At 42.9% G+C, this 21,314-nt stretch carries 18 protein-coding genes; 15 read left to right on the forward strand and 3 right to left on the reverse strand.

Features of this window, described 5'->3' with window-relative positions; all coding sequences use genetic code 11:
* The first annotated feature begins 416 nt into the window (after window positions 1–416).
* The 10 genes from chvE to BK582_RS07300 all read left to right on the forward strand — a co-directional run bounded on the left by chvE (window position 417) and on the right by BK582_RS07300 (window position 12,175).
* A complete protein-coding gene (gene chvE / locus BK582_RS07255) occupies window positions 417–1,532 on the forward strand; it encodes a multiple monosaccharide ABC transporter substrate-binding protein (RefSeq protein WP_078593803.1) in 1,116 nt (371 codons plus the stop codon).
* 72 nt (window positions 1,533–1,604) lie between these two features.
* Window positions 1,605–3,143, forward strand: coding sequence for a multiple monosaccharide ABC transporter ATP-binding protein (gene mmsA, locus BK582_RS07260; protein ID WP_078593805.1), 1,539 nt, complete (start codon window positions 1,605–1,607; stop codon window positions 3,141–3,143).
* Window positions 3,140–4,294 (forward strand): multiple monosaccharide ABC transporter permease, encoded by a 1,155-nt coding sequence (gene mmsB / locus BK582_RS07265; protein WP_078593807.1) that lies wholly within the window; start codon window positions 3,140–3,142, stop codon window positions 4,292–4,294. The genes mmsA and mmsB overlap by 4 nt, the downstream gene beginning before the upstream one ends.
* Window positions 4,295–4,323: 29 nt before the next feature.
* On the forward strand, window positions 4,324–5,022 hold the full coding sequence (gene araD, locus BK582_RS07270) for an L-ribulose-5-phosphate 4-epimerase (protein WP_078593809.1): 699 nt from the start codon (window positions 4,324–4,326) through the stop codon (window positions 5,020–5,022).
* Between the two features lie 16 nt (window positions 5,023–5,038).
* Complete coding sequence (locus tag BK582_RS07275; RefSeq protein ID WP_078593811.1) at window positions 5,039–6,694, forward strand: ribulokinase; 1,656 nt, start codon at window positions 5,039–5,041, stop codon at window positions 6,692–6,694.
* 27 nt (window positions 6,695–6,721) lie between these two features.
* A complete protein-coding gene (gene araA / locus BK582_RS07280) occupies window positions 6,722–8,197 on the forward strand; it encodes an L-arabinose isomerase (RefSeq protein WP_078593813.1) in 1,476 nt (491 codons plus the stop codon).
* Between the two features lie 114 nt (window positions 8,198–8,311).
* Window positions 8,312–9,433, forward strand: coding sequence for a GntR family transcriptional regulator (locus BK582_RS07285; protein ID WP_078593815.1), 1,122 nt, complete (start codon window positions 8,312–8,314; stop codon window positions 9,431–9,433).
* Window positions 9,434–9,722: 289 nt separating this feature from the next.
* Entirely contained in the window at window positions 9,723–10,295 is a 573-nt protein-coding gene (locus BK582_RS07290) for a transposase (RefSeq protein ID WP_078593817.1), read from the forward strand.
* 100 nt (window positions 10,296–10,395) lie between these two features.
* Window positions 10,396–10,689: a hypothetical protein gene (locus tag BK582_RS07295; protein WP_078593819.1), complete on the forward strand. Its 294-nt coding sequence runs from the start codon at window positions 10,396–10,398 to the stop codon at window positions 10,687–10,689.
* A gap of 160 nt (window positions 10,690–10,849) precedes the next feature.
* On the forward strand, window positions 10,850–12,175 hold the full coding sequence (locus BK582_RS07300) for a short-chain fatty acid transporter (RefSeq protein ID WP_078593821.1): 1,326 nt from the start codon (window positions 10,850–10,852) through the stop codon (window positions 12,173–12,175).
* A gap of 204 nt (window positions 12,176–12,379) precedes the next feature.
* On the opposite strand, the gene BK582_RS07305 is transcribed toward BK582_RS07300, so the two are convergent.
* Together BK582_RS07305 and BK582_RS07310 are read right to left on the reverse strand one after the other, a co-directional pair.
* Window positions 12,380–12,781, reverse strand: coding sequence for a hypothetical protein (locus tag BK582_RS07305; RefSeq protein ID WP_078593823.1), 402 nt, complete (start codon window positions 12,779–12,781; stop codon window positions 12,380–12,382).
* A gap of 555 nt (window positions 12,782–13,336) precedes the next feature.
* Window positions 13,337–14,791, reverse strand: a complete 1,455-nt coding sequence (locus BK582_RS07310; protein WP_244895356.1) for an alkaline phosphatase — start codon at window positions 14,789–14,791, stop codon at window positions 13,337–13,339.
* Between the two features lie 319 nt (window positions 14,792–15,110).
* On the opposite strand from BK582_RS07310, the gene BK582_RS07315 reads away from it, so the two are divergent.
* Window positions 15,111–16,076 (forward strand): alpha/beta hydrolase, encoded by a 966-nt coding sequence (locus BK582_RS07315; RefSeq protein ID WP_078593825.1) that lies wholly within the window; start codon window positions 15,111–15,113, stop codon window positions 16,074–16,076.
* A 61-nt stretch (window positions 16,077–16,137) separates the two neighbouring features.
* Here the strand turns inward: BK582_RS07315 and BK582_RS07320 are convergent, their stop codons facing one another.
* On the reverse strand, window positions 16,138–17,094 hold the full coding sequence (locus tag BK582_RS07320; RefSeq protein ID WP_244895357.1) for an AEC family transporter: 957 nt from the start codon (window positions 17,092–17,094) through the stop codon (window positions 16,138–16,140).
* Window positions 17,095–17,399: 305 nt separating this feature from the next.
* Here BK582_RS07320 and BK582_RS07325 point away from each other — a divergent pair, with 305 nt between their 5' ends.
* The 4 genes from BK582_RS07325 to BK582_RS07340 all read left to right on the forward strand — a co-directional run bounded on the left by BK582_RS07325 (window position 17,400) and on the right by BK582_RS07340 (window position 21,294).
* A complete protein-coding gene (locus BK582_RS07325) occupies window positions 17,400–18,146 on the forward strand; it encodes an IclR family transcriptional regulator (RefSeq protein WP_078593829.1) in 747 nt (248 codons plus the stop codon).
* A gap of 79 nt (window positions 18,147–18,225) precedes the next feature.
* Entirely contained in the window at window positions 18,226–19,266 is a 1,041-nt protein-coding gene (locus BK582_RS07330; RefSeq protein WP_078593831.1) for a tripartite tricarboxylate transporter substrate binding protein, read from the forward strand.
* 66 nt (window positions 19,267–19,332) lie between these two features.
* The gene (locus BK582_RS07335) at window positions 19,333–19,773 is read left to right on the forward strand and encodes a tripartite tricarboxylate transporter TctB family protein (RefSeq protein WP_078593834.1); all 441 of its coding nucleotides are present in this window, start codon (window positions 19,333–19,335) and stop codon (window positions 19,771–19,773) included.
* A gap of 18 nt (window positions 19,774–19,791) precedes the next feature.
* Window positions 19,792–21,294 (forward strand): tripartite tricarboxylate transporter permease, encoded by a 1,503-nt coding sequence (locus BK582_RS07340; RefSeq protein ID WP_078593836.1) that lies wholly within the window; start codon window positions 19,792–19,794, stop codon window positions 21,292–21,294.
* Window positions 21,295–21,314: the final 20 nt, after the last annotated feature.

Raw genomic sequence — 21,314 nt, forward strand, 5'->3', positions numbered from 1 at the left:
CTTTGTATAGGATGAGGCTTTCTTGTCAGGTAGCCTTATCTTACTACACATAGTCGCTGGGGTCTTTTTTTATCCTCTTTTAACCTCCATTACATCGAAGATGATTCGACATTTATTATTTCATACACCAGGCACCGGATCCAAAGGCACCGGCCCCTGTTCCTTTGCTCAAGCAAACTTATACGTATGAATTTCACTAAATATCAATAGTATACTTATTTTTTTAATAATTTTAAGAAAACTGTTGTTTATCAGAACACTTAGGAATATAATTGAACTATCATCTTATACGGACGAGTTGCAAACGTCACTAGAATATACATTAGGACGTTCGTACAAGTTTAGGGGGTGTATTTTTAAAACTTTGTAATGAAAGCGTTTTCTGTAAATCTATTATTTCAAGGGGGAAGCAGGTAATGAAGAAATTATTGATGTCTCTTTTTTCTGTATCAATGCTGGTCACTATGGCTGCATGCGGCGGAGATGAAAATGCTGATGCAAACGGAGGTGCAAACAACGGCGGAGGAGATGCCGAGGCTAATGGCTATAAGGTAGGTCTTGCTCTTCCTACTCAATCATCCGAGCGCTGGGTTCGGGATGGCGAAAATATGGCAGCAGAGTTTGAGTCTTTAGGCTACGAAGTTGATATGCAGTATGCCGAAGACGTAGTAGAAAATCAGGTCTCCCAGATTGAGAATATGATTACTCAAGGTGCTGACTTACTTGTAATCGCTTCCATTGATGGGGAGGCACTGACAAGTGTACTTGAAATGGCAGAAGCTTCTGATATCCCGGTAATCGCATATGACCGTCTGATTATGAACAGTGAACATGTGAGCTATTATGCTACATTCGATAACTTCGAAGTAGGTGTACAGCAAGGTAGCTACATTGTAGAGAGCCTTGGCCTTGATGAAGGAGAAGAAGGTCCTTTCAATATTGAACTTTTCGCAGGTTCTCCTGATGACAATAACGCATATTTCTTCTGGGATGGTGCAATGTCTGTGCTTGATCCTTATATTGAGGGCGGGCAGCTTGTTGTAAAAAGCGGACAGACAGAATTTGAGCAGGGAGCAACCCTTCGCTGGGACGGCTCTTTAGCTCAGGAACGTATGGACAATCTGTTAAGTGCTCATTACTCAGATGAAGACATTGATGTGGTTTATTCACCGTTTGATGGTATCAGCCGTGGTGTTTCTTCGTCTCTCAGCTCTGTAGGATACGGAACTGACAGCAAGCCAATGCCGATCATTACAGGGCAGGATGCGGAGTTGAGTTCCATTAAATACATTATTTCTGGTGACCAGACACAGACAATCTTCAAAGATACTCGTGAACTTGCACGCCAGGCTGTAAACATGGCAGACGCCGTATTAAACGGTGAAGAGCCGGAAGTAAATGATACGGAAACATATGACAACGGCGCTAAGGTAGTGCCATCTTATCTTCTTGAGCCAATCTCTGTAGATGTTAATAACTACGAGGAAGTTTTAGTAGATACCGGCTACTATGATGCTGAAGAATTAGAGTAAGGATCTTGTGAAAGGCAGTCTGGTATTCTTGCCGGATTGCCTTTTCATAAAATTAAGAAGGGTGTGAAGAATGTGAGCGGGTTCATTCTGGAGATGAAGCATATAACAAAGACATTCCCGGGTGTAAAAGCACTAGACGATGTTAACTTGCAAGTTGAACAAGGGTCTATTCATGCGCTTATCGGTGAAAATGGTGCAGGTAAATCCACATTAATGAAAGTGTTAAGCGGGGTTCACCCTTTTGGAACATATGACGGAGAGATTTTTTACAGAGATGAGCTATGCGAATTTAAGTCGATTAATGAAAGTGAAGAAAAAGGTATAGTTATCATTCATCAGGAACTGGCTTTAATCCCTGAATTATCAATTGCAGAAAATATATTTTTAGGCAATGAAAGAGCCGAAAGAGGAATTATTAACTGGAACGAAACAATTTTGAAAACTACTGAGCTATTAAAAAAGGTTGGTTTAAATATAAATCCGCAGGAAAAAATTAAAAACATTGGTGTCGGCCAGCAGCAACTGGTAGAGATAGCAAAGGCTTTATCGAAAGACGTGGAACTGCTTATTCTGGACGAACCTACTGCTTCTTTAAATGAAGAAGACAGTGCTAACTTGCTGAGGTTGTTAAAAGAGTTCCAGGGGCAGGGAATGACCTCGATACTTATTTCCCACAAACTGAAAGAGCTCCTTTCTATATCAGACCATATTACTATTCTCCGTGATGGGCAGACAGTAAGCTCCATGTCCATGGAAAAGGACGAGGTAACGGAGGCTAAAATTATAAAAGGGATGGTTGGGCGTGATCTGGCAAACCTTTATCCTGAAAGAAATGCAGAGATCGGTGATATATATTTTGAAGTAAAGGACTGGAATGCATTTCACCCGCTGGACACTGGAAGGCAGATTTTAAAAGATATACATATGAATGTCCGGAAAGGTGAAGTTGTCGGTATGGCCGGCCTGATGGGGGCTGGGCGGACCGAGTTTGCAATGAGTGTGTTCGGCCGTTCTTATGGTAAAAAAATCACCGGTACGGTTTATAAAGAAGGCAAGGAAATCAATGTAAAAACAGTAGACAAAGCTATTGATAACGGGCTTGCCTACGTCTCTGAAAACAGAAAAGAATACGGGCTCATCCTTATGGACAGTGTCCGTAAGAATCTTACTCTTGCAAATCTGAATTCCATTACATCAAAAAATCTGCTGGATCTTCATAAGGAAGTAAAGGTTGCTGAGGATTTAAGGCAAAAAATGAATATAAAAACACCGACGATAGAACAAAGCACAGGTAACTTAAGCGGTGGTAACCAGCAGAAAGTTGTTCTGGGAAAATGGCTTAACGCTGAACCTGAAGTATTAATTCTTGATGAACCAACACGGGGCATTGATGTTGGCGCTAAGTTTGAAATCTATAAAATTATCAATTCACTGGCTGAGTCAGGGAAATCAATCATTGTTATTTCATCTGAACTGCCAGAACTTCTCGGTATATGTGACAGAATTTACACCATAAATGAAGGACGGATTACTGGAGAAATTTCAGCAGAAGAAGCAGATCAGGAAAAACTAATGACCTATATGACCGAAAGCGGGAGGGAAGAAGCATGAATACTTTAAAAGAAGCTATTACAAATAACGTACGCCGGTTTGGAATGATCATCGCCCTGGTTGGAATCGCTCTTTTATTTCAAATTTTAACAGGCGGCGCTTTATTAACTCCATTAAACATTACGAACATTATTATGCAAAACAGCTATATTATTATTCTTGCAATCGGAATGATGATAGTGATTATCACTGGCGAAATTGACCTGTCGGTAGGTTCGGTGGCAGCCTTTGTCGGTGCCGTTGCCGGTGTCCTTCTTGTAACACTTGATCTCCCTGTATACATTGGGATAATTCTTTGTTTACTCCTGGGTGCTGCGATTGGTGCATGGCAGGGATTCTGGGTAGCATACATGAATATTCCGGCCTTTGTAGTTACTCTTGCGGGGATGCTCCTGTTCAGGGGGTTAACATTAGTTGTTCTTGGGGGACGCACGATTGCCCCATTCCCGGGAGAGTTCAGAACGATGAGTTCTGCATTCCTTCCTGATATTTCAGCAGGGGAACTGAAGCTTCTTACATTATTAATTGGAGGAGCGGCCTCCTTAATTTACGTAATTTATGAACTGCAGCAGCGCAGGGCGGCAAATTACTATAATTTCAATACCACACCTTTTGCATTGTTTGTTAGTAAGATCCTCATCATTATATTGGTGATAAATGCATTTACCTTTGTTTTATCTCAATATCAAGGTCTTCCTGTTGTATCTTTAATTTTAATTGCTCTTGTGCTGGGCTACACCTTTGTAATGAATAAGACAGTGCTTGGCCGTCACATCTATGCAGTCGGCGGCAATGCGAATGCTGCCAAGTTATCAGGGGTCCGTACAAAGAAGATGAAATTCTTAGCTTTTGTAAATATGGGATTTTTAGCGGCACTTGCAGGTCTCGTATTTGCTTCCAGGCTAAATGCAGCAACACCACAGGCGGGGCAGCTGTTTGAGCTGGATGCCATCGCTGCCGCTGTTATTGGCGGAGCTTCCTTCACTGGCGGTGTTGGTACTATTTTTGGAGCCATCATTGGTGCCCTTGTAATGGGTGTACTGAATAACGGTATGAGTTTAATGGGAATAGGCACCGACTGGCAGCAGGCTATTAAAGGGCTTGTTCTGCTTGGTGCTGTAGCCTTTGATGTACTCAGTAAAAACAAGTAATTCAATCACTAGCTGATGGGGTGAAAAACATGGATTTACAAAAATTAAAACAGTCTGTGCTCGAAGCAAACCTTGCTTTGCCAAAATATAATCTTGTTACTTTCACATGGGGAAATGTAAGCGGTATTGACCGCGAGTCAGGCCGTGTAGTAATTAAACCGAGCGGTGTTGAGTATGACAAACTTACAGCGGAAGACCTTGTTGTAGTAGATTTAGAAGGAAATGTGCTGGAAGGGGATTTGAAACCTTCTTCTGATACGCCTACACATGTTTATTTATATAAGCATTTCCCCGATATTGGAGCGGTAGTGCATACCCACTCGCCATGGGCAACATCCTGGGCCCAGGCAGGCCGGGGGATAGAAGCATTAGGTACCACGCACGGTGATTATTTCTACGGTGAAGTTCCATGTACAAGGGAAATGACTGAGGAAGAAATTACAGAAGCCTATGAAAAGAAAACGGGGAAAGTTATCGTAGAAACGTTTAAGAAGAGAGGGATAGATCCAATGATGATCCCTTCGGTGTTAGTTCACAGCCATGCTCCGTTCAACTGGGGGAAAGATGCTGGAGAAGCACTCCACAATGCAGTTGTTCTGGAGGAAGTAGCTAAGATGGCTTACCACACATACATGCTTAACCCCGCTGCAGAAAAAATGGACCAAAACTTACTGGATAAACATTTTCTGAGAAAGCATGGAAAGCACGCTTATTACGGGCAAAAATAATCTGGGAGGCAATCAAATGGGGAAATACGCAATTGGTATAGACTATGGTACCCAATCAGGTCGAGCGGTTCTCGTATCTTTGGAAGATGGCCGGGAAATCGCTGATCATGTTAAGGAATACACACATGGAGTAATGGATGATACGCTGCCGAACAAGGAAGTAAAACTTGGTCATGAATGGGCCCTTCAGCACCCGCAGGATTATCTGGAAGTTGTTGCAGAAACTGTTCCGAAAGTTCTCGAAAAGTCAGCGATCGATCCGGACGATGTTGTAGGTATTGGTATAGATTTCACAGCATGTACGATGCTGCCAATTACAGCAGAGGGAACGCCTTTATGTGCTCTTGAGGAATTTAAAGACAATCCTCACAGCTGGATAAAACTTTGGAAACATCATGCGTCACAGCCGCATGCAAATAAAATAAATGAAATAGCTGAAAAACAGGGGGAGAATTTTCTCCCGCGCTATGGAGGGAAGCTTTCTTCCGAATGGATGCTTGCAAAGTCTTTGCAAATCCTTGAGGAAGCTCCGGAAATTTATTCAGAGGCAGACAAGTTTGTGGAGGCTACAGACTGGGTAATCATGCAGCTTACAGGGAATCTGCTTAGAAACAGCTGTACTGCCGGTTATAAATCACAATGGCATAAGCAGGAGGGTTATCCAACACAGGAATTCTTTAAAGCAGTTCATCCTGATTTTGCCGACCTTATTGAAACAAAACTCCGCGGTGACGTTGTTCCTCTTGGAACGAGTGCAGGAGGCCTCACAGAGGAAATGGCCGAAATTACAGGTCTTCCAGCTGGGCTTACTGTAGCGGTAGGAAATGTGGATGCTCATGCTTCCATGCCTGCCGTTGGGGTAGTTGACGAAGGTAAGATGGTCATGGCGATGGGTACCTCTATCTGCCACCTCGTTCTTGGAAAAGAAGAAGTTCAGGTGGAAGGTATGTGCGGAGTCGTCGAAGATGGTATCATTCCTGGATTTTACGGTTATGAAGCGGGACAATCTGCTGTTGGTGATATTTTTGCATGGTATGTGGATCGTTCAGTCCCTAAATATATATTTGACGAAGCAGAAGAAAAAGGAATAAATGTCCATACTCTGCTTGAAGAGAAAGCATCGAAGCTGAAGCCGGGAGAAAGCGGACTGCTGGCACTGGACTGGTGGAACGGCAACCGCTCTGTTTTAGTAGATACTCAATTGACAGGTATGATGCTTGGTTATAACTTATCGACTAAACCAGAGGAAGTTTATCGCGCACTCTTAGAAGCAACTGCATTCGGGACTCGCAAGATAGTGGATTCCTTCCATAATAAAGGAGTAGCTGTAAATGAGCTTTACGCATGTGGAGGCCTTCCGCAGAAGAATCCTCTTCTCATGCAAATTTATGCAGATGTTACGAATCGTACGATTAAGGTGGCAGATTCCACACAGACACCTGCCTTGGGAGCGGCTATGTTTGCAGCCCTTGCCGCAGGGAAGGAAAACGGAGGCTATGACGATATTGTTGAAGCTGCCAGAAACATGGGCAGAGTGAAAGATGAAATCTATCAGCCTATTCCTGAGAACGTAAAAAAATATAATGAGATCTATAAAGAATATGACCGTCTTCATGAATACTTCGGCAGAGGAGAAAATGATGTAATGAAGCGGTTAATGAAATTACGGTAATTTAGATTTTTCCCGGGAGGCAATCATATGAAAAAATATACATTCTGGTTCATTACAGGCAGTCAGCATTTATATGGAAAAGAAACATTAGAACAGGTAGAAGCCCAGGCCCGTGAGGTAGCTCAGGGGATTAATGAAGGAACCGACAATTACCAGGTGGTGATGAAGCAGGTTGTTACCACTTCTGAGGAGATACGTCGCATTATGGTGGAGGCCAATGCAGATGACGAGTGCGCAGGAGTTATCACCTGGATGCATACTTTCTCACCGGCAAAAATCTGGATAACAGGTTTAAAGTTACTTCAGAAGCCGCTCCTTCATCTTCATACACAGCATAACCGGGATATACCGTGGAACGAGATTGATATGGACTTTATGAATCTTAATCAGTCAGCGCACGGGGACCGGGAATTTGGATTTATGGTTTCACGGATGAAGATGGAGAGAAAGGTTATCGTGGGTTACTGGGGAGACCCGGATGTACAACAACGTGTTTCAGATTGGATGACGACAGCTGCCGCGCATAATGAAAATTTAAAAATTCGTGTTGCACGTTTCGGTGATAACATGCGGAGAGTTGCTGTAACCGATGGTGACAAAGTGGAAGCTCAGGTAAAGTTCGGCTGGACAATTGACGGATTCGGTGTTGGCGATTTAGTAGAATACATCAACCGTTTTTCTGATAAGGAAGTACAGGAGCTGTTTAATAAATATAAGGAACAATATCGTATCTCAGATGAAGTACTGAATGATCCGGAAAAAACACAGCGCATTCTGGAGCAGGCCCGAATTGAACTTGGATTAGAAGCATTTTTGAAGGAGGAAGGGTATAACGCCTTTACTACTACCTTCGAAGATTTACATGGCATGGAACAGCTCCCAGGCCTTGCTGCTCAGAGGCTGATGGAAAAAGGTTATGGTTTCGCCGGGGAAGGCGACTGGAAAACAGCAGGTCTGCTTCGCCTCATGAAAGTGATGACGAACAACGAGCAGACTACGTTTATGGAAGATTACACTTATCACTTTGAGCCAGGTAAGGAAATGGTGCTCGGTTCTCACATGCTGGAAATCTGCCCGACAGTTGCAGATGAGAGACCAGAAATTCAGGTCCATCCTCTTTCTATAGGGGGAAAAGCCGATCCTGCCAGAATGGTATTCAACGGAATGGGAGGACCTGCCGTAAATGTGAGTCTGGTTGACCTTGGCCATCGTTTCCGCTTGATAATCAGCGAAGTAGATGCAGTCGTTCCAACGGAAGAAACTCCTAAGCTGCCTGTCGCAAAATTATTATGGAAGCCGCAGCCATCACTCAGCACGGCAACGGAAGCTTGGATCTATGCTGGCGGAGCGCATCATACTGTCCTTTCATTTAAAGCAACTACCGAACAGATGCTGGACTGGGCGAAAATGTCAGGTATCGAGGCAGTTGTGATTGATAAAAACACAAACATTCATTCTTTCAACAATGAATTGAAATGGAACGAACTTGTCTGGAGTAAGTAAACAAACTGCTGTTCAGAGGCTGGCTTTTTGACCGAGCAAAGCCTCTGGCGAAAGTTTTATACGGTCCATGTTATACTAGTTGTACGTATAAGTTGCGAAAAGGTGTGGTTGGTAATGGATACAAAATACAGTTTTGTAAAGTCTGAAATAAAATCAAAAATCCTGCAAGGGAACATTCTGCCTCACCAGAAAATTGGATCCGAGGCAGATTTAATGAAAGAGTATTCTGTGAGCCGCCACACTGTTCGTAAAGCCATCGGGGATCTTGTGGTTGAAGGCTGGATTTATAAAAAGCAAGGTGCAGGTACTTTTTGTGCAGACCGTTCGTCAGCTTTACAGCAACAGGAAAAGCGAACTAAAAATATTGCAGTTATCACAACGTACTTTTCCGATTATATCTTTCCTGCGATCATTCGCGGTGCACAAAGTTTCCTGAGCGAGCACGGTTATCAGGTTACGGTGTTCAGTACAAATAATGATCACGAACAGGAAAGACGGTGTCTGGAAGATGTATTGTCCCAGCAATTTGATGGTCTGATCGTGGAGCCAACAAAAAGTTCACAGCCTAACCCTAATATTAATTATTATTTAAATATTGAACGGTTTGGGATACCTTATGTTATGATTCATGCTTATTACGAAGAACTGGAACCCATTCATATTGTAATGGACGACGAGGAAGGCGGGCGCCAGCAGACAGCACACTTAATAGAGCAGGGGCACCGGCACATTCTCGGTTTCTTCAAAAATGACGATATTCAAGGGAAGCTTCGCACAAAAGGCTTTATCAAAGCTCACAGGGAAGCGGGACTCACTTTAAGCCCTCAGAATATAATTAACTATAGCACAGAAACAATGGGTGAAATTCCCCGACAGGTTTTACGGGAAAGGCTGTCGGGAAACGGAGAACGGCCTACAGCAATTGTTTGTTACAATGATCAGCTTGCTATTGGACTTCTTGATGTATTGCGTGAGAGGGAATTGTCTATTCCCAAAGACATCTCAATTGTTGGTTTTGATAACTCCTTCCTGTCTATTGCTTCCGAGGTGAAGCTTACCACGATCGTTCATCCCCAGGAAGAAATGGGAATTCAGGCGGCGAAGACCCTCCATCAAGTTATAAAAAATAAAGAGGTGCCTACTGGAGAGGTTAAAATACCATCCATCACTTACAAACCAACATTAAAAGTGAGGAGCTCTACGAGGAGTATCGAAGTTTCTCCTGCTGTTAAGTAGACGGCGGCCCAGTTTCGGGTGGTGCCTGTCTTCGGGTGGTGCCTGTCACCACCCGAAAAATCTTGTTTCACAGAGAATGTTTCACGCTGTCAGATGGATTTGTGTGCGGCTGTATATTTCTGTTGATAAAAGTCAGAATGTTATTACTATTAGTTGACGTCTTTCCTCGGCTGATATATGATGGTTTGTGGGGGGGAACGTAAGTTCCTGTTGGTGAGGTTGTATGGACTATTTTTACGGTCATCTGCACACCCCCCATTCACTTAAGCAGGGAGGTGATCTAAAATTTATGGCTCGAAAAAAACGGATCTGGCAGCCTAACAATTTTTACCACATTGTTTGTCGTGGTAACAGACGGGAGCCCCTGTTTTTCCACGACCATGATTTTCTGACATATCTCTATATTCTTCGTAAAGTCCACGAGAGACACCCCTTTGAACTAGCTTCTTATTGCCTCATGACAAACCACATTCATATCCAGCTCCGCTCCCAGACACAGTCTGTTTCAAAAGTAATGTCCCTGATAAACAAACGATATGCAAATTATTTTAATAATAAGTACAACTTTACCGGACACGTATTTGAGAAAAGGTTTTTTGACAGGTTGATTAACACAAGAATCGGGATGCTATATGTGGGCAGGTATATCCACCTTAACCCCGTTGAAGCGGGTGTAACTGCATTTCCGGAAAACTACTGCTGGAGCAGCTATCAATATTACCAGGGGGCAGAGACAGCACATTTTCCATTCCTGAATTTTGTACTCCTCGATTACTTTTCGGGAAACCTCGGGGAGAAGAGGGACAGGTTCAGGGAGTTTCATGAATTAACAGAAGAAACAATGGAACCGGAAGTGCTATAGGGCTGGTCAAGGGAGGCTGAATGATACGGATTTTTTGAAACCGGAAGGGATTTTTAGCGAAAAAAAAGAAAATAACTAACTGTTTTAGGAGTGGTTTATAATGCAAACGGAAAAGAAGAAGGAAAAGATTCACCAGGAGCCGATTGACTACATAGATGTCCCGGCACCACAGCACGGTGAACATGCTTTTTACCGGGTGGTATATGGTGATGTAGACTGGGAGCGGACTGGGGTTTACGAACGGGCTGTATACGTGCTTATGGGCTATGAAAATGGTTTGAATTACCGCCGTGTCGCCCATATCCTTACTACTCCAAATGAACAAAATGGATTAACTGATCTGGATAAAGTATCAGCTGCGATAAAGAAATTGAAAGAAAGGAACAGTTTTTAGCGAGTAAATCTCGTTTTATCATGGGTAAAAAGGCGTCCTGCTCCGGGGTAGTAACTGCAGACTAATAGCTAATAAGACTTCTTCCTTGTTAATTGAAAAGCACTATTTTACAGTGATAGTGTGAGAAAGTTGTGAATACTTTGTAAAGGAGGAGTCGTATTTGAAAGCGGTTACTAATTTCTTTGACAGGATGGTGCAGAAATTTCTGCCTGACGCTTTTTTGTTTGCTGTTTTGCTGACGATAATTGTTTATCTGTTGGGCATTCTGTTTACGAATAGTTCCCCTGTCCAAATGGTTGAACATTGGGGCACTGGTTTTTGGGATCTGCTGGAATTCGCCATGCAGATGTCACTCATTGTAGTCACAGGGTACATTTTAGCAAACACGCCGATCGTCCGCAGGATCTTAACAACTATCAGCACTCTTGCGAACACGCCTGGACAGGCTGTGGTGCTCGTTACGTTCGTGGCAGGCGTTGCTTGTCTGATTAGTTATGGATTCGGTCTCGTTGTGGGTGCCCTTCTCGGGATTCATGTTGCACGGAGGGTGCCGACTGTGGATTACCGGATACTTATGGCCAGTGCTTACAGTGGATTTTTGCTGTGGCATGGAGGGTTATCGGCTTCCGGACCGCTGTTGATCGCTACACCAGGTCACTTCCTGGAGGATGTAATGGGCACAGTCCCTGTAACAGCAACGATTTTCAGCAGTGCTAACCTGTTTATTGTACTCTTTCTGTTATTTACATTACCTTTATTAAACCTCTATTTACTTCGTTCAAGTGGCAGTACGGCGGTAAACAATCCAGCCCTTCTCCAGCATGATGAACAAGCATTCACTGAAGAAGATATGCCGGAACCTGAAACACCTGCGGAACACCTGGAAAACAGCCAGATTTTATCGATTATCATCGCTGTTCTTGGCCTTACTTTTGTTGTGTTTCATTTCGCTCAAAACGGTTTCGACCTGAATATTAATATCGTAAATTTTATTTTTTTATTCCTTGGAATCCTATTTCACCGTACACCCAGACGCTTCCTGAAGAGTGTTACGGAAGCGGTAAAAAATGCAGGTGGAATTATTATTCAGTTCCCTTTTTATGCAGGAATTATGGGAATGATGGTGGCATCCGGCCTCTCCGAACAGATTTCCCTCTGGTTCGTCAGCATGGCTACCGATTTTACACTGCCGTTGTTTACTTTTATCAGTGCAGGGATTATTAACTTTTTCGTCCCATCCGGAGGGGGCCAGTGGGCGATTCAGGGACCAATTATGATTCCTGCTTCCATTGAGCTAGGTGTGGACACAGCGAAAACAGCTATGGCTGTAGCCTGGGGTGATGCCTGGACAAATATGATCCAGCCATTCTGGGCGCTGCCGCTTCTTGCCATCGCCGGGCTCAAAGTGCGCGACATCATGGGCTTCTGCGTCATCATATTAATATACAGCTTCTTCCCGATTGCGGTAGGGTTGTTGTTTCTCTAATAAATACCACGGAATAAAAGCCACATTCCTGACAATCAGGATGTGGCTTTTTTGCATGTAAACCAACTTGGATAGGGGTACCTGCCTGCGTGCTACATTGAAGTTATTCATTCATCTGCAAGCAGAATATTATAAGTAGCGGGTAGGAGGCTTAAATAAATACCCTTGGCCTTGCAACCGTGAAACATTTGCTGTGAAACAAGATTATTCGGGTGGTGACAGGCACCCCAATTCTTTCAGAAATTTATACCCTCTCATAAATCCCTCAATGAACAGCTGTTCTCCTCGCAGTGCGGCACAATGGTTATAGGCGGAATCAACTTTTAACAAAGCGGACCTCTGAGCTCTCGTATTACAAAGGTGCATTGCTCTCTTAAATGCTTCTGTCTCTTCCCTGTCTGCCTCGCTGTCGATCACAATGTTCTGTTCAGTCGCTTCATATTTCAGCAGTTCAGTCATAGCAATTTCTCTCAACACTTCAGACATTCCCTGGTCATATGCCTGGTCAAGATGTTTTACAGATTCAAGACTGTTTACTGGATCAGTATCAGCTTTGTATAATTCCACCAAACTTTTAAACGCAACCATTGAAATACGATTCTCCATTTTTTAACACCTCATTTATATTATTCTATGAATCTAGTATGGGCACGAATGGACTTTATTAATCATAAAAAAACATATTTATTATATTGGCACGCAAACTGCCTTCTCATCTGAAGGTTCTGTCTGGGGCAGATATAAAAAAAGCGGGGGATTAATTATAAAATAAATCCAGGACAGTTTATCAGACAGGAGCTCCGCGGCTAGTCTTATATATGTTTAATAAAGAGGCAATTGGAATTGGGGGAACTAAAAAGAGGTGATAAAAGTGGATGAAAAGAAACAGCGTTATATAACGTGGAGTACTTCCTTTTCGACTTTGTTTAGCTTCGTAATTCTTGTTCTGACAATTTATCATCATAAAATAATGGAGAAACTCGTGACGCCTGAAACCTAAAAGTATACAGGTAACCCCGCTCTCTTTTGAGGAGAGCGGGGTTTTGTTAGAGTAACAGGAAGAAGATATTTTATGGATAGCGTTTGTGGTTCGTGAAACATTTGCTGTGAAACAAGATTATTCGGGTGGTGACAGGCACCCCATCAGGGGGGGGCACCCAATCAATCAAGCGAAAACTCATATCCGCTTATTTCTGCAATCATTCTTGGGATTTCTGTGTTATCTAATACGCCTTCGAATTGTTCAGCAGCAACACCATAGGAGAAAACAGGCACCATATTTGCAGTGTGTCCGCCGGTATCGCTTTCTGCGCGAATTTGCCGGTTCATTGCTCCTCCGCGGTAATGGTCAGCAATGATGCTTCCTATTTCCCAGCCGACAATGTGCAGCAGCACAGGGCGCCCCTCCGGATCATCTGGATCCAGAACATTTGCCTGGAACTGTTCGATATCTTCATCGGATATATCTATATTTGCGTACTCCTTAAATACTGCACGGATACTGTCTGAGGTATAATTGTTGGTTTCCTCATCAATTTCCAATTGTGAAGCCATATATTCCGGAGAAACTCCGATCTCTTTCAGACTGTCTATGTCCATTTCCTCCGATGCTGCGATTCCCATCGTTTCATGGTCTGCAAGGACAACGACTAAAGTATCCCCATCTTCTTCTGCCCAGTTCACGGCATGTTCAACTGCTTGATCAAATTCAATCGTCTCTCTCCATATCCCGCCGAAATCAGCTGCATGGGAGACATGGTCTATTCTCGCCCCTTCAATCATAAGGAAAAAACCATCCTCGTTTTTTGAAGCTGTTTTGATAGCGGTTTCTGCCATTTCCACCAGTGTGGGCTCTTTGCTGTCGTTAGCTTCCCGATCCCCGACATAATTCATAAAAGACGGGTGAAATAACCCTAACAGTTTAGATTCGGAGTCCGGTTCAAAGTTCTCTAACTCGTCCCTTGTACGAACGATTTCATACCCTTCCTCTTCAAAGGATGCCAGCAAATCATCTCCATCCTGAGCATCAGGCTCAAAATAACTTTCTCCTCCGCCTAAGGCTATGTCGTACTTCCCTTCAAAAAGCTGCCTCGCGATTTCATCCTGCCCGGAGCGGCTTTCTACCTTTGCGATAAAACCTGCTGGAGTGGCATCTGTCACAGTATTGGTGGAAATAACCCCAACCGTTTTTCCTTGTTCCTTAAAAATATCGATAATACTCGTTAATTCATCTCCATCTGGAGACACGCCGAGCATTCCATTATTCGTTTTCTCTCCATTAGCGATTGCTGTACCGGCTGCAGCGGAGTCTGTAACCATATTGTCCGCTGAATAGGTTCTGGAGAGAGCCACATTCGGGAGAGTTTCCATAAACAACTCTCCTTCTTTTCCATGTTCGAAGAGGCGAGCAACCTCCATCTGTCCCAGTCCCATCCCATCGCCGACCATAACGATAACATTCTTCGGAGTGTCCGCTGAATTGTCACCTTCAGTTTGCTCTTCCTGGCCGTTGTTCTCCGCATTTTGAGCATTTTCTGCTGCTCCCTGGTCCCCGTTACAGCCAAACGCTGTCATTCCCAGAATAAAAACCATAAAAAAACCGATTGTTCGCTTCATGATCTAATCCTCCCTAAATATGTAGTACCGTTATTAGGGTCGTTTATCTTTCGATGAAATATTCCAAAGTCAAAAATATTATTGAGGAAAAGTGGGAGTTGTCCTCGATTATTACGGTGAAACATGGGGAGATATAACTTCTTTTGTAAAAAAGAAAGTGATTCGTTTACATAATTCTAAATATTCAGTAAAATAGCATTAGTGTTTTTACACCTGGTTTTATCCCCAATCTGGTTAGCTCTATCTGCATCCATGACCTTCCTATTTGCTTCATTTATTAATGTATTCAATCCTAAAAAAACTGAAGAGGTGAAGCCAATTGAAAAACCGAATTGACCCGGAATTACGTGAATCGCTGGAATTGTTCCCTGCCCTGGATTTGGACAACCTGGAGGAAACACGGAAGCTGCTGGCGGAGAGTCAGGAAGCGCTGGATATTCCCCTTGATGAAACAATTTCACTTACAGAAAAAATGGTGCCTGGAGCAGAGGGGGAGCCTGATGTCCGGGTAAGAATTCACGAACCAAAGGAAAGAAGCGGCGTGCTCCCGGGACTCCTTTGGATTCATGGAGGAGGCTATGTTTTAGGTACAGCAAAAGAAAGTGATCTGCTCTGCCAGCAGTTTGTTAAGGAGGCGGGGTGTGTAGTTGTGTCTGTTGATTACAGGCTTGCGCCGGAACACCCATACCCGGCTCCTCTCGAAGACTGCTATGCGGCACTTAAATGGTTTTCTGAAAATGCTGCTGAATTAGGAGTAGATCCGGAGCGCATTGGTGCAGCAGGGCAAAGTGCCGGGGGCGGTCTCACTGCAGGGCTTGCTCTTCTAGCGAGAGACAGACAAGGGCCTAAGCTTGCTTTTCAGATGCCTTTATATCCAATGATCGATGACCGCAATAATTCTCCTTCATGCGGGGAGACCGGCAGCGGGCATCTCATCTGGAATCAGGAACTTAATGAGAAGGGCTGGCAAGCTTATTTAGACGGCATGCAAGGAACAGAAAATGTGCCCGAGTACGCAGCACCGGCAAGGGCAGAGGACTTATCCGGTCTTCCATATACTTATACTTGTATCGGCCAGCTGGACCCGTTCCGGGACGAAACACTTACTTATGTGACTCGGCTTGCACAGGCTGGCGTTGATGTGGAGTTTCATTTGTATCCAGGAGCTTACCACGGGTTTGAAGGCCTGGCACCTCAGGCAGACGTTGCGCAACGTGCCCTGTCGGATTATGTGAGGGCTGCGAAATGGGCGATGCATAGGGAAGCCGCAACTGTGCGGAAATAGGGTGATCAACATACAGGCAGATAATCGTCGTCAATGATTATCTGCCTGCTTTTTGTGGTGCCTATATAAAATAAGCCGATACGAAAGCTACTAGTGGGATCGTCAGCAGAGAGAGTAAGGTAGAGAACGCAATCGTCACTACGGCCGTTTTTTCATCTGTTGTGTACCGGGCAAAAAGTATTGCGGCCAGAGTGAATGTAGGCATGGCGGACAAGATGATGACAATGCTTTTAATTAAGTCATCAAGAGGGGTTAGCGAAAGGATTCCCATAGTCATCAATGGCAGCAAAAGCAGGCGGAAGGACAAGGGAAACCATATTTGTTTGTATGGAGTGAACTGCATTCCTTTGAAAAGTTCATACAGGAGCATTCCTAAATAAAGCATGGCTAACGGTGCAGCCAAACCTGCCAGAAGGCCGGTAAGCTGTTTCAAAAATTCAGGTGGGTTTATTCCTGCAAAAGCTGTCGTGAGGCCAATAATTACTGCAATTAATGGCAGGTTTATAACCGACTTCAGTACCTGCCTGATATTAATGCCATTACCTGCCTGAAGCATATAAATAACAACAGAAAAAAGAATCAGGTCGAGCCCGGCATCAAAGATCGCCGCAAGAAGGCCACCAACAGGGCCGAAGATAGTGGCGCATAGTGGAATCCCAATAAATCCAGTATTCCCAAGCGCCGCGAGTATCGTTACCTGTTTTGCAAGCAACGACTCAAAACGAAAAACTCTAGTAAAATACCATGCTAATAATAAGGCACCTAAATGAAAAATAAGAGATATAAGGAAAATAATAACAACCTGATTTAACAGCTGCTCCGTCACTTCAGTGCTAAATACCCCATTTAAAATAACAGCAGGAACAGCAATATTCAGGACAATTAAAATTAAAACCTGCTTTACTTCTATGGTTATAGTAGTTTGGGAGGCCAACAGAGCCCCAATCCCTATAATTATTCCCATAACAGCAACAGAAGTAGCGACAACTACTATATCCATTTCTAATATCCTTTCCAAATATTAATAGACCTATTAATCATATTCATGTTTTTCTGTTTATGTAAAATATTCTGCTTAGGTAACGGCACAATTATATAAGCGGTTACCATACAAAGTGAGGTCAGGGATTTTATCCTGAAAAGCTTATTATGTCAGTTAAGGTTTTTTATTAGTACCAAATAAAAGCTACTATGCAGACTAAAAAATGAGAATTATTAAAAAAAATAATTGACCAGTGAAAGCGGTTACCTTTATAATAAAAATTGTATAATTCATAATATGAAACGGTGTTCCTTATTGAGGAACAAGGAGAGGTGGATGGAATGGTACAATCCGTAGATCGTGCGATGATTATTCTCGATTGTCTTAAAGAATCGCCGAAAGGCCTCGGAGTTACAGATCTATCCAAGAAATTAGGTGTTGCTAAAAGTACTGTTCATCGGTTGCTGAGTACCTTGGAAAAACACAGGTATGTGAAAAAAGTCAACAATGAAGGAATCTATCAGTTGGGTTTGAAATTTCTGGAAATGAATCATGCTGTGATGGAAAATATGAATATTGTGGAACTGGCTCATCCTATTTTGGACGAGCTTACAAAAACAGTGGCAGAAATCACGCACTTGGTAATGTTGGAGAACTTTGAACTAGTATATATAGACAAAGTTGAAAGCACTTCCACTATAAGAATATATTCTCAGACTGGTAGGCGCGCTCCAATGCATTGTACTGGTGTTGGAAAAGCTATGGCCGCATATTTTCCTGAAAAAAAACTTGAACGTTTTTTTTCACACACTGACTGGAAAGCCTTCACGCCGTACACTATTACTAAAGAAGAAGATTTCAGAGCAGAACTTGATAGAATTAGAGAAAAAGGCTACTCACTTGATGACGAAGAACATGAGGAAGGGATCCGTTGTGTAGCTGCGCCGGTTTTTAACCATCAAGGGGAAGTCCAGTATGCCATTAGTGCAACGGGCCCTACTAACCGGATGAACAACAAGAGGATTGAAGAAATAATACCTTTAGTAAAAAAAGCGGCATATAAAATCTCTAAGGCGATAGGGTATTAATTTTTTTTAACACGTTTCAGGAACGGTGTTCCTTAATAGGGAACAAACTTATCTATTAAAACTCAGGAGGTAGAATTAAATGAAAAAAGGATTAAAAACAGTGTTAGCTGGAGCTTTATCTTCAGCAGTATTACTCTCTGCTTGTGGTGAAGAAAACAATGGTAACGAAGTAAATGGGTCTAATGGCAATAACGGAAAAACCAATGAAGCTGCCAATAGTAACGGAAATGAAGAAGTGGCTTTCCCTGAAGACAGAATTGAAATTATTGTTCCGTATGCAGCAGGCGGTGGAACAGATGCAGTAGCAAGGTCGTTCGCTGAAGTAGCGGAAGAGCACTTAGGTGAAAATGTCTCCGTTCTCAATCGTGAAGGCGGTGGTGGAGCAGTAGGTATGCAGGAAGGTGCAAATGCAGAACCGGACGGTCACACAGTAACAATGGTTACAGTAGAACTGCTTACTCTTCCCCATTCCGGCCTTGCACAATTCACGTATGAAGACTTTACCCCGGTTGCATTATTGAATGAAGATGCTGCGGCAATCACTGTCCCTGCAGATTCAGAGTGGGAGACAATTGATGACTTTATAGAAACAGCTGAAAATGAATCAGGGATACAAATTGGTAACTCAGGAACAGGTGCCATCTGGCATCTTGCTGCGGCAGCGTTAGAACAGGAGATTGGCGCTGACTTCAACCATGTACCATTTGACGGAGCAGCTCCTGCAATTACAGCTCTATTAGGTGGTCATATTGATGCTGTAACAGTTAGTGCGGGTGAAGTAGGAGCTCAGGTAGAAGCAGGAGACCTTAGAATCCTGGCGGTTATGGCTGAAGACAGACTGGACGCATTTCCTGATGTACCAACACTGGAAGAGTCAGGGGTTGACTTATCTATTGGTACTTGGAGAGGTCTTGCGGTACCGAATGGAACACCGGATGGAGTAGTGTCTGTACTGGAAGATGCCTTTGGCGAAGCTGCACAGGAAGACAGCTTCATTGAAACATTAGATAATCTTGATTTAGGTTACCGGTTCGAAGGATCTGAAGGATTTGAAGATTTAATTCAATCTCAGGATGAATTATTTGAAGAGCTTATTCCTTCCCTTGATCTTAATAACTAAGAAAGTAATGAACAAGACTAGACGCATCTAGTCTTGTTCTATCTTATTCTGACAGGAGGTAAAGGCATGCTTACAGCAAACCGCATCATTGGTATTATCCTAATATTCTTTTCCAGTGCAGTTTGGTATATCGCCAGTGGGTTTCCCGAGCAGGGAGGTAGTGGTCCTGGTACTGCTTTTTTCCCACAGATGATGGCTGTGCTGCTGATAATCATTTCATTAGGGTTGATCTTTGTTAACCCTGTAACCGAAGAACAGACTAAATTTACTAAAGAGCAGCTTTTTCAATTTTTATTAATTGTGATTACTTTGGTCATTTATATTTTTCTTATCCCGCGCGTTGGTTTTGCGGTAACCACGTTATTTGCAGCCTTTGCTTTTATAACAGCCTTAAATAAAGCCAATCATTTGATAGCAGCTGTTACAGCACTGATTATTACAGGCTCTGTTTATGCAGTGTTTAGATTTTTATTTAATGTGCCGCTGCCACAAGGTATTTTATTCTAGAGTAGGGAGGGGGATTATATGGAGATGATGCTCCACGGTTTTATGGAAGCATTTCAGTTTAATACTATTACATTAATTATACTAGGGGTATTAGCAGGGATAATTATCGGTTCCCTTCCGGGGCTGACTGCTACAATGGGTGTGGCATTATTCTTACCTATTTCATTAGGAATGGATGCTATTGGCGGAATAGTTCTCTTAATTGCTGTTTATTTTGGATCTATTTATGGGGGTTCGATCGCGGCAATTCTACTGAATACACCAGGTACTCCGGCTTCTGCCGCTACCGCGCTTGATGGTTACCCAATGACCAAGGCAGGAGAAGCGGGCAAAGCACTTGCTATTGCGGCAATAGCATCAGGAGCAGGTGGGTTGATCAGTACATTAATGCTGACTCTTATTTCTCCGCAACTTTCCACTGTAGCATTGAGGTTTAGCGCACCTGAATCGTTTGCTCTTGCTTTGTTTGGATTAAGTATTATATCCAGTATTTCCGGCAAGTCCGTGTTAAAGGGTCTTGCTGTAGGTGTCTTCGGTTTAATCATCGCTACAGTAGGTATGGACCCTATGACGAGCTATCCAAGGTTTACCTTCGATCAGCCTACACTTTTAACAGGAATTAATTTTATACCAGTTATGATAGGGCTGTTTGCAGTAGCAGAAGCTTTAATACAAATTGAAAATCATTTAAAGGTTAAAGAGAAAACAAAAAGCATTACAACAAATTATATCTTTCCCAAACTCAGAGAACTAAAAGTTATATGGATGTCTGTCATCCGTTCATCTTTTATAGGTACATTCATTGGCTCTGTACCTGGAGCTGGAGCAGACATTGCAGCTTTTGTTGCTTATAACGAAGCAAAAAGATTCTCTACGAAAGAAGAAAGGGACACGTTCGGTAAAGGAAACCCAAAAGGAATTGCTTCAGCTGAAGCAGGTAATAACGGTGTTACAGGTGGAGCGATGGTTCCACTCTTAACGCTGGGTATACCAGGAGACGCAGTTGCTGCTGTTTTGCTAGGTGCCCTAATGATCCACGGTATGAGACCAGGTCCTATGCTTTTTGCTGATAATGCGGAAATGGTATACACATTATTTGCAGGAATGTTTATCGCTGCAGTGCTGGTAACAATTTTTGGACTCCTTGGTGTAAAGTTATTTACGAAGGTGTTATATGTTCCTAAACATATACTGCTTCCAACAATATTAATCCTCAGTATCGTGGGAGCTTATTCTATTAATAACAATTTCTTCGATGTATATGTGATGTTAATAGCAGGGGTTATTGGATATTTCATGAAAAAATATGGATTTCCTGCTTCGCCTCTGGTCCTTGCTTTAATTCTGGGACCAATGGCAGAAAGTGAAATGAGACGGGCACTAGTTATGTCTGAAGGCAGCTATGCGATATTTTTCACCCGTCCAATATCTGCAACGTTAATTGCATTGGCTGTAATCTCAATGATAGCACCAATTATCTTTAGATATATCCAATACAGGAAGGAAAATAAAGCGTCTTAAAGTGCAGGAGGGTACAACAA

This window comes from Evansella clarkii (genome assembly GCF_002019695.1).
Taxonomy (GTDB): domain Bacteria; phylum Bacillota; class Bacilli; order Bacillales; family Salisediminibacteriaceae; genus Evansella; species Evansella clarkii.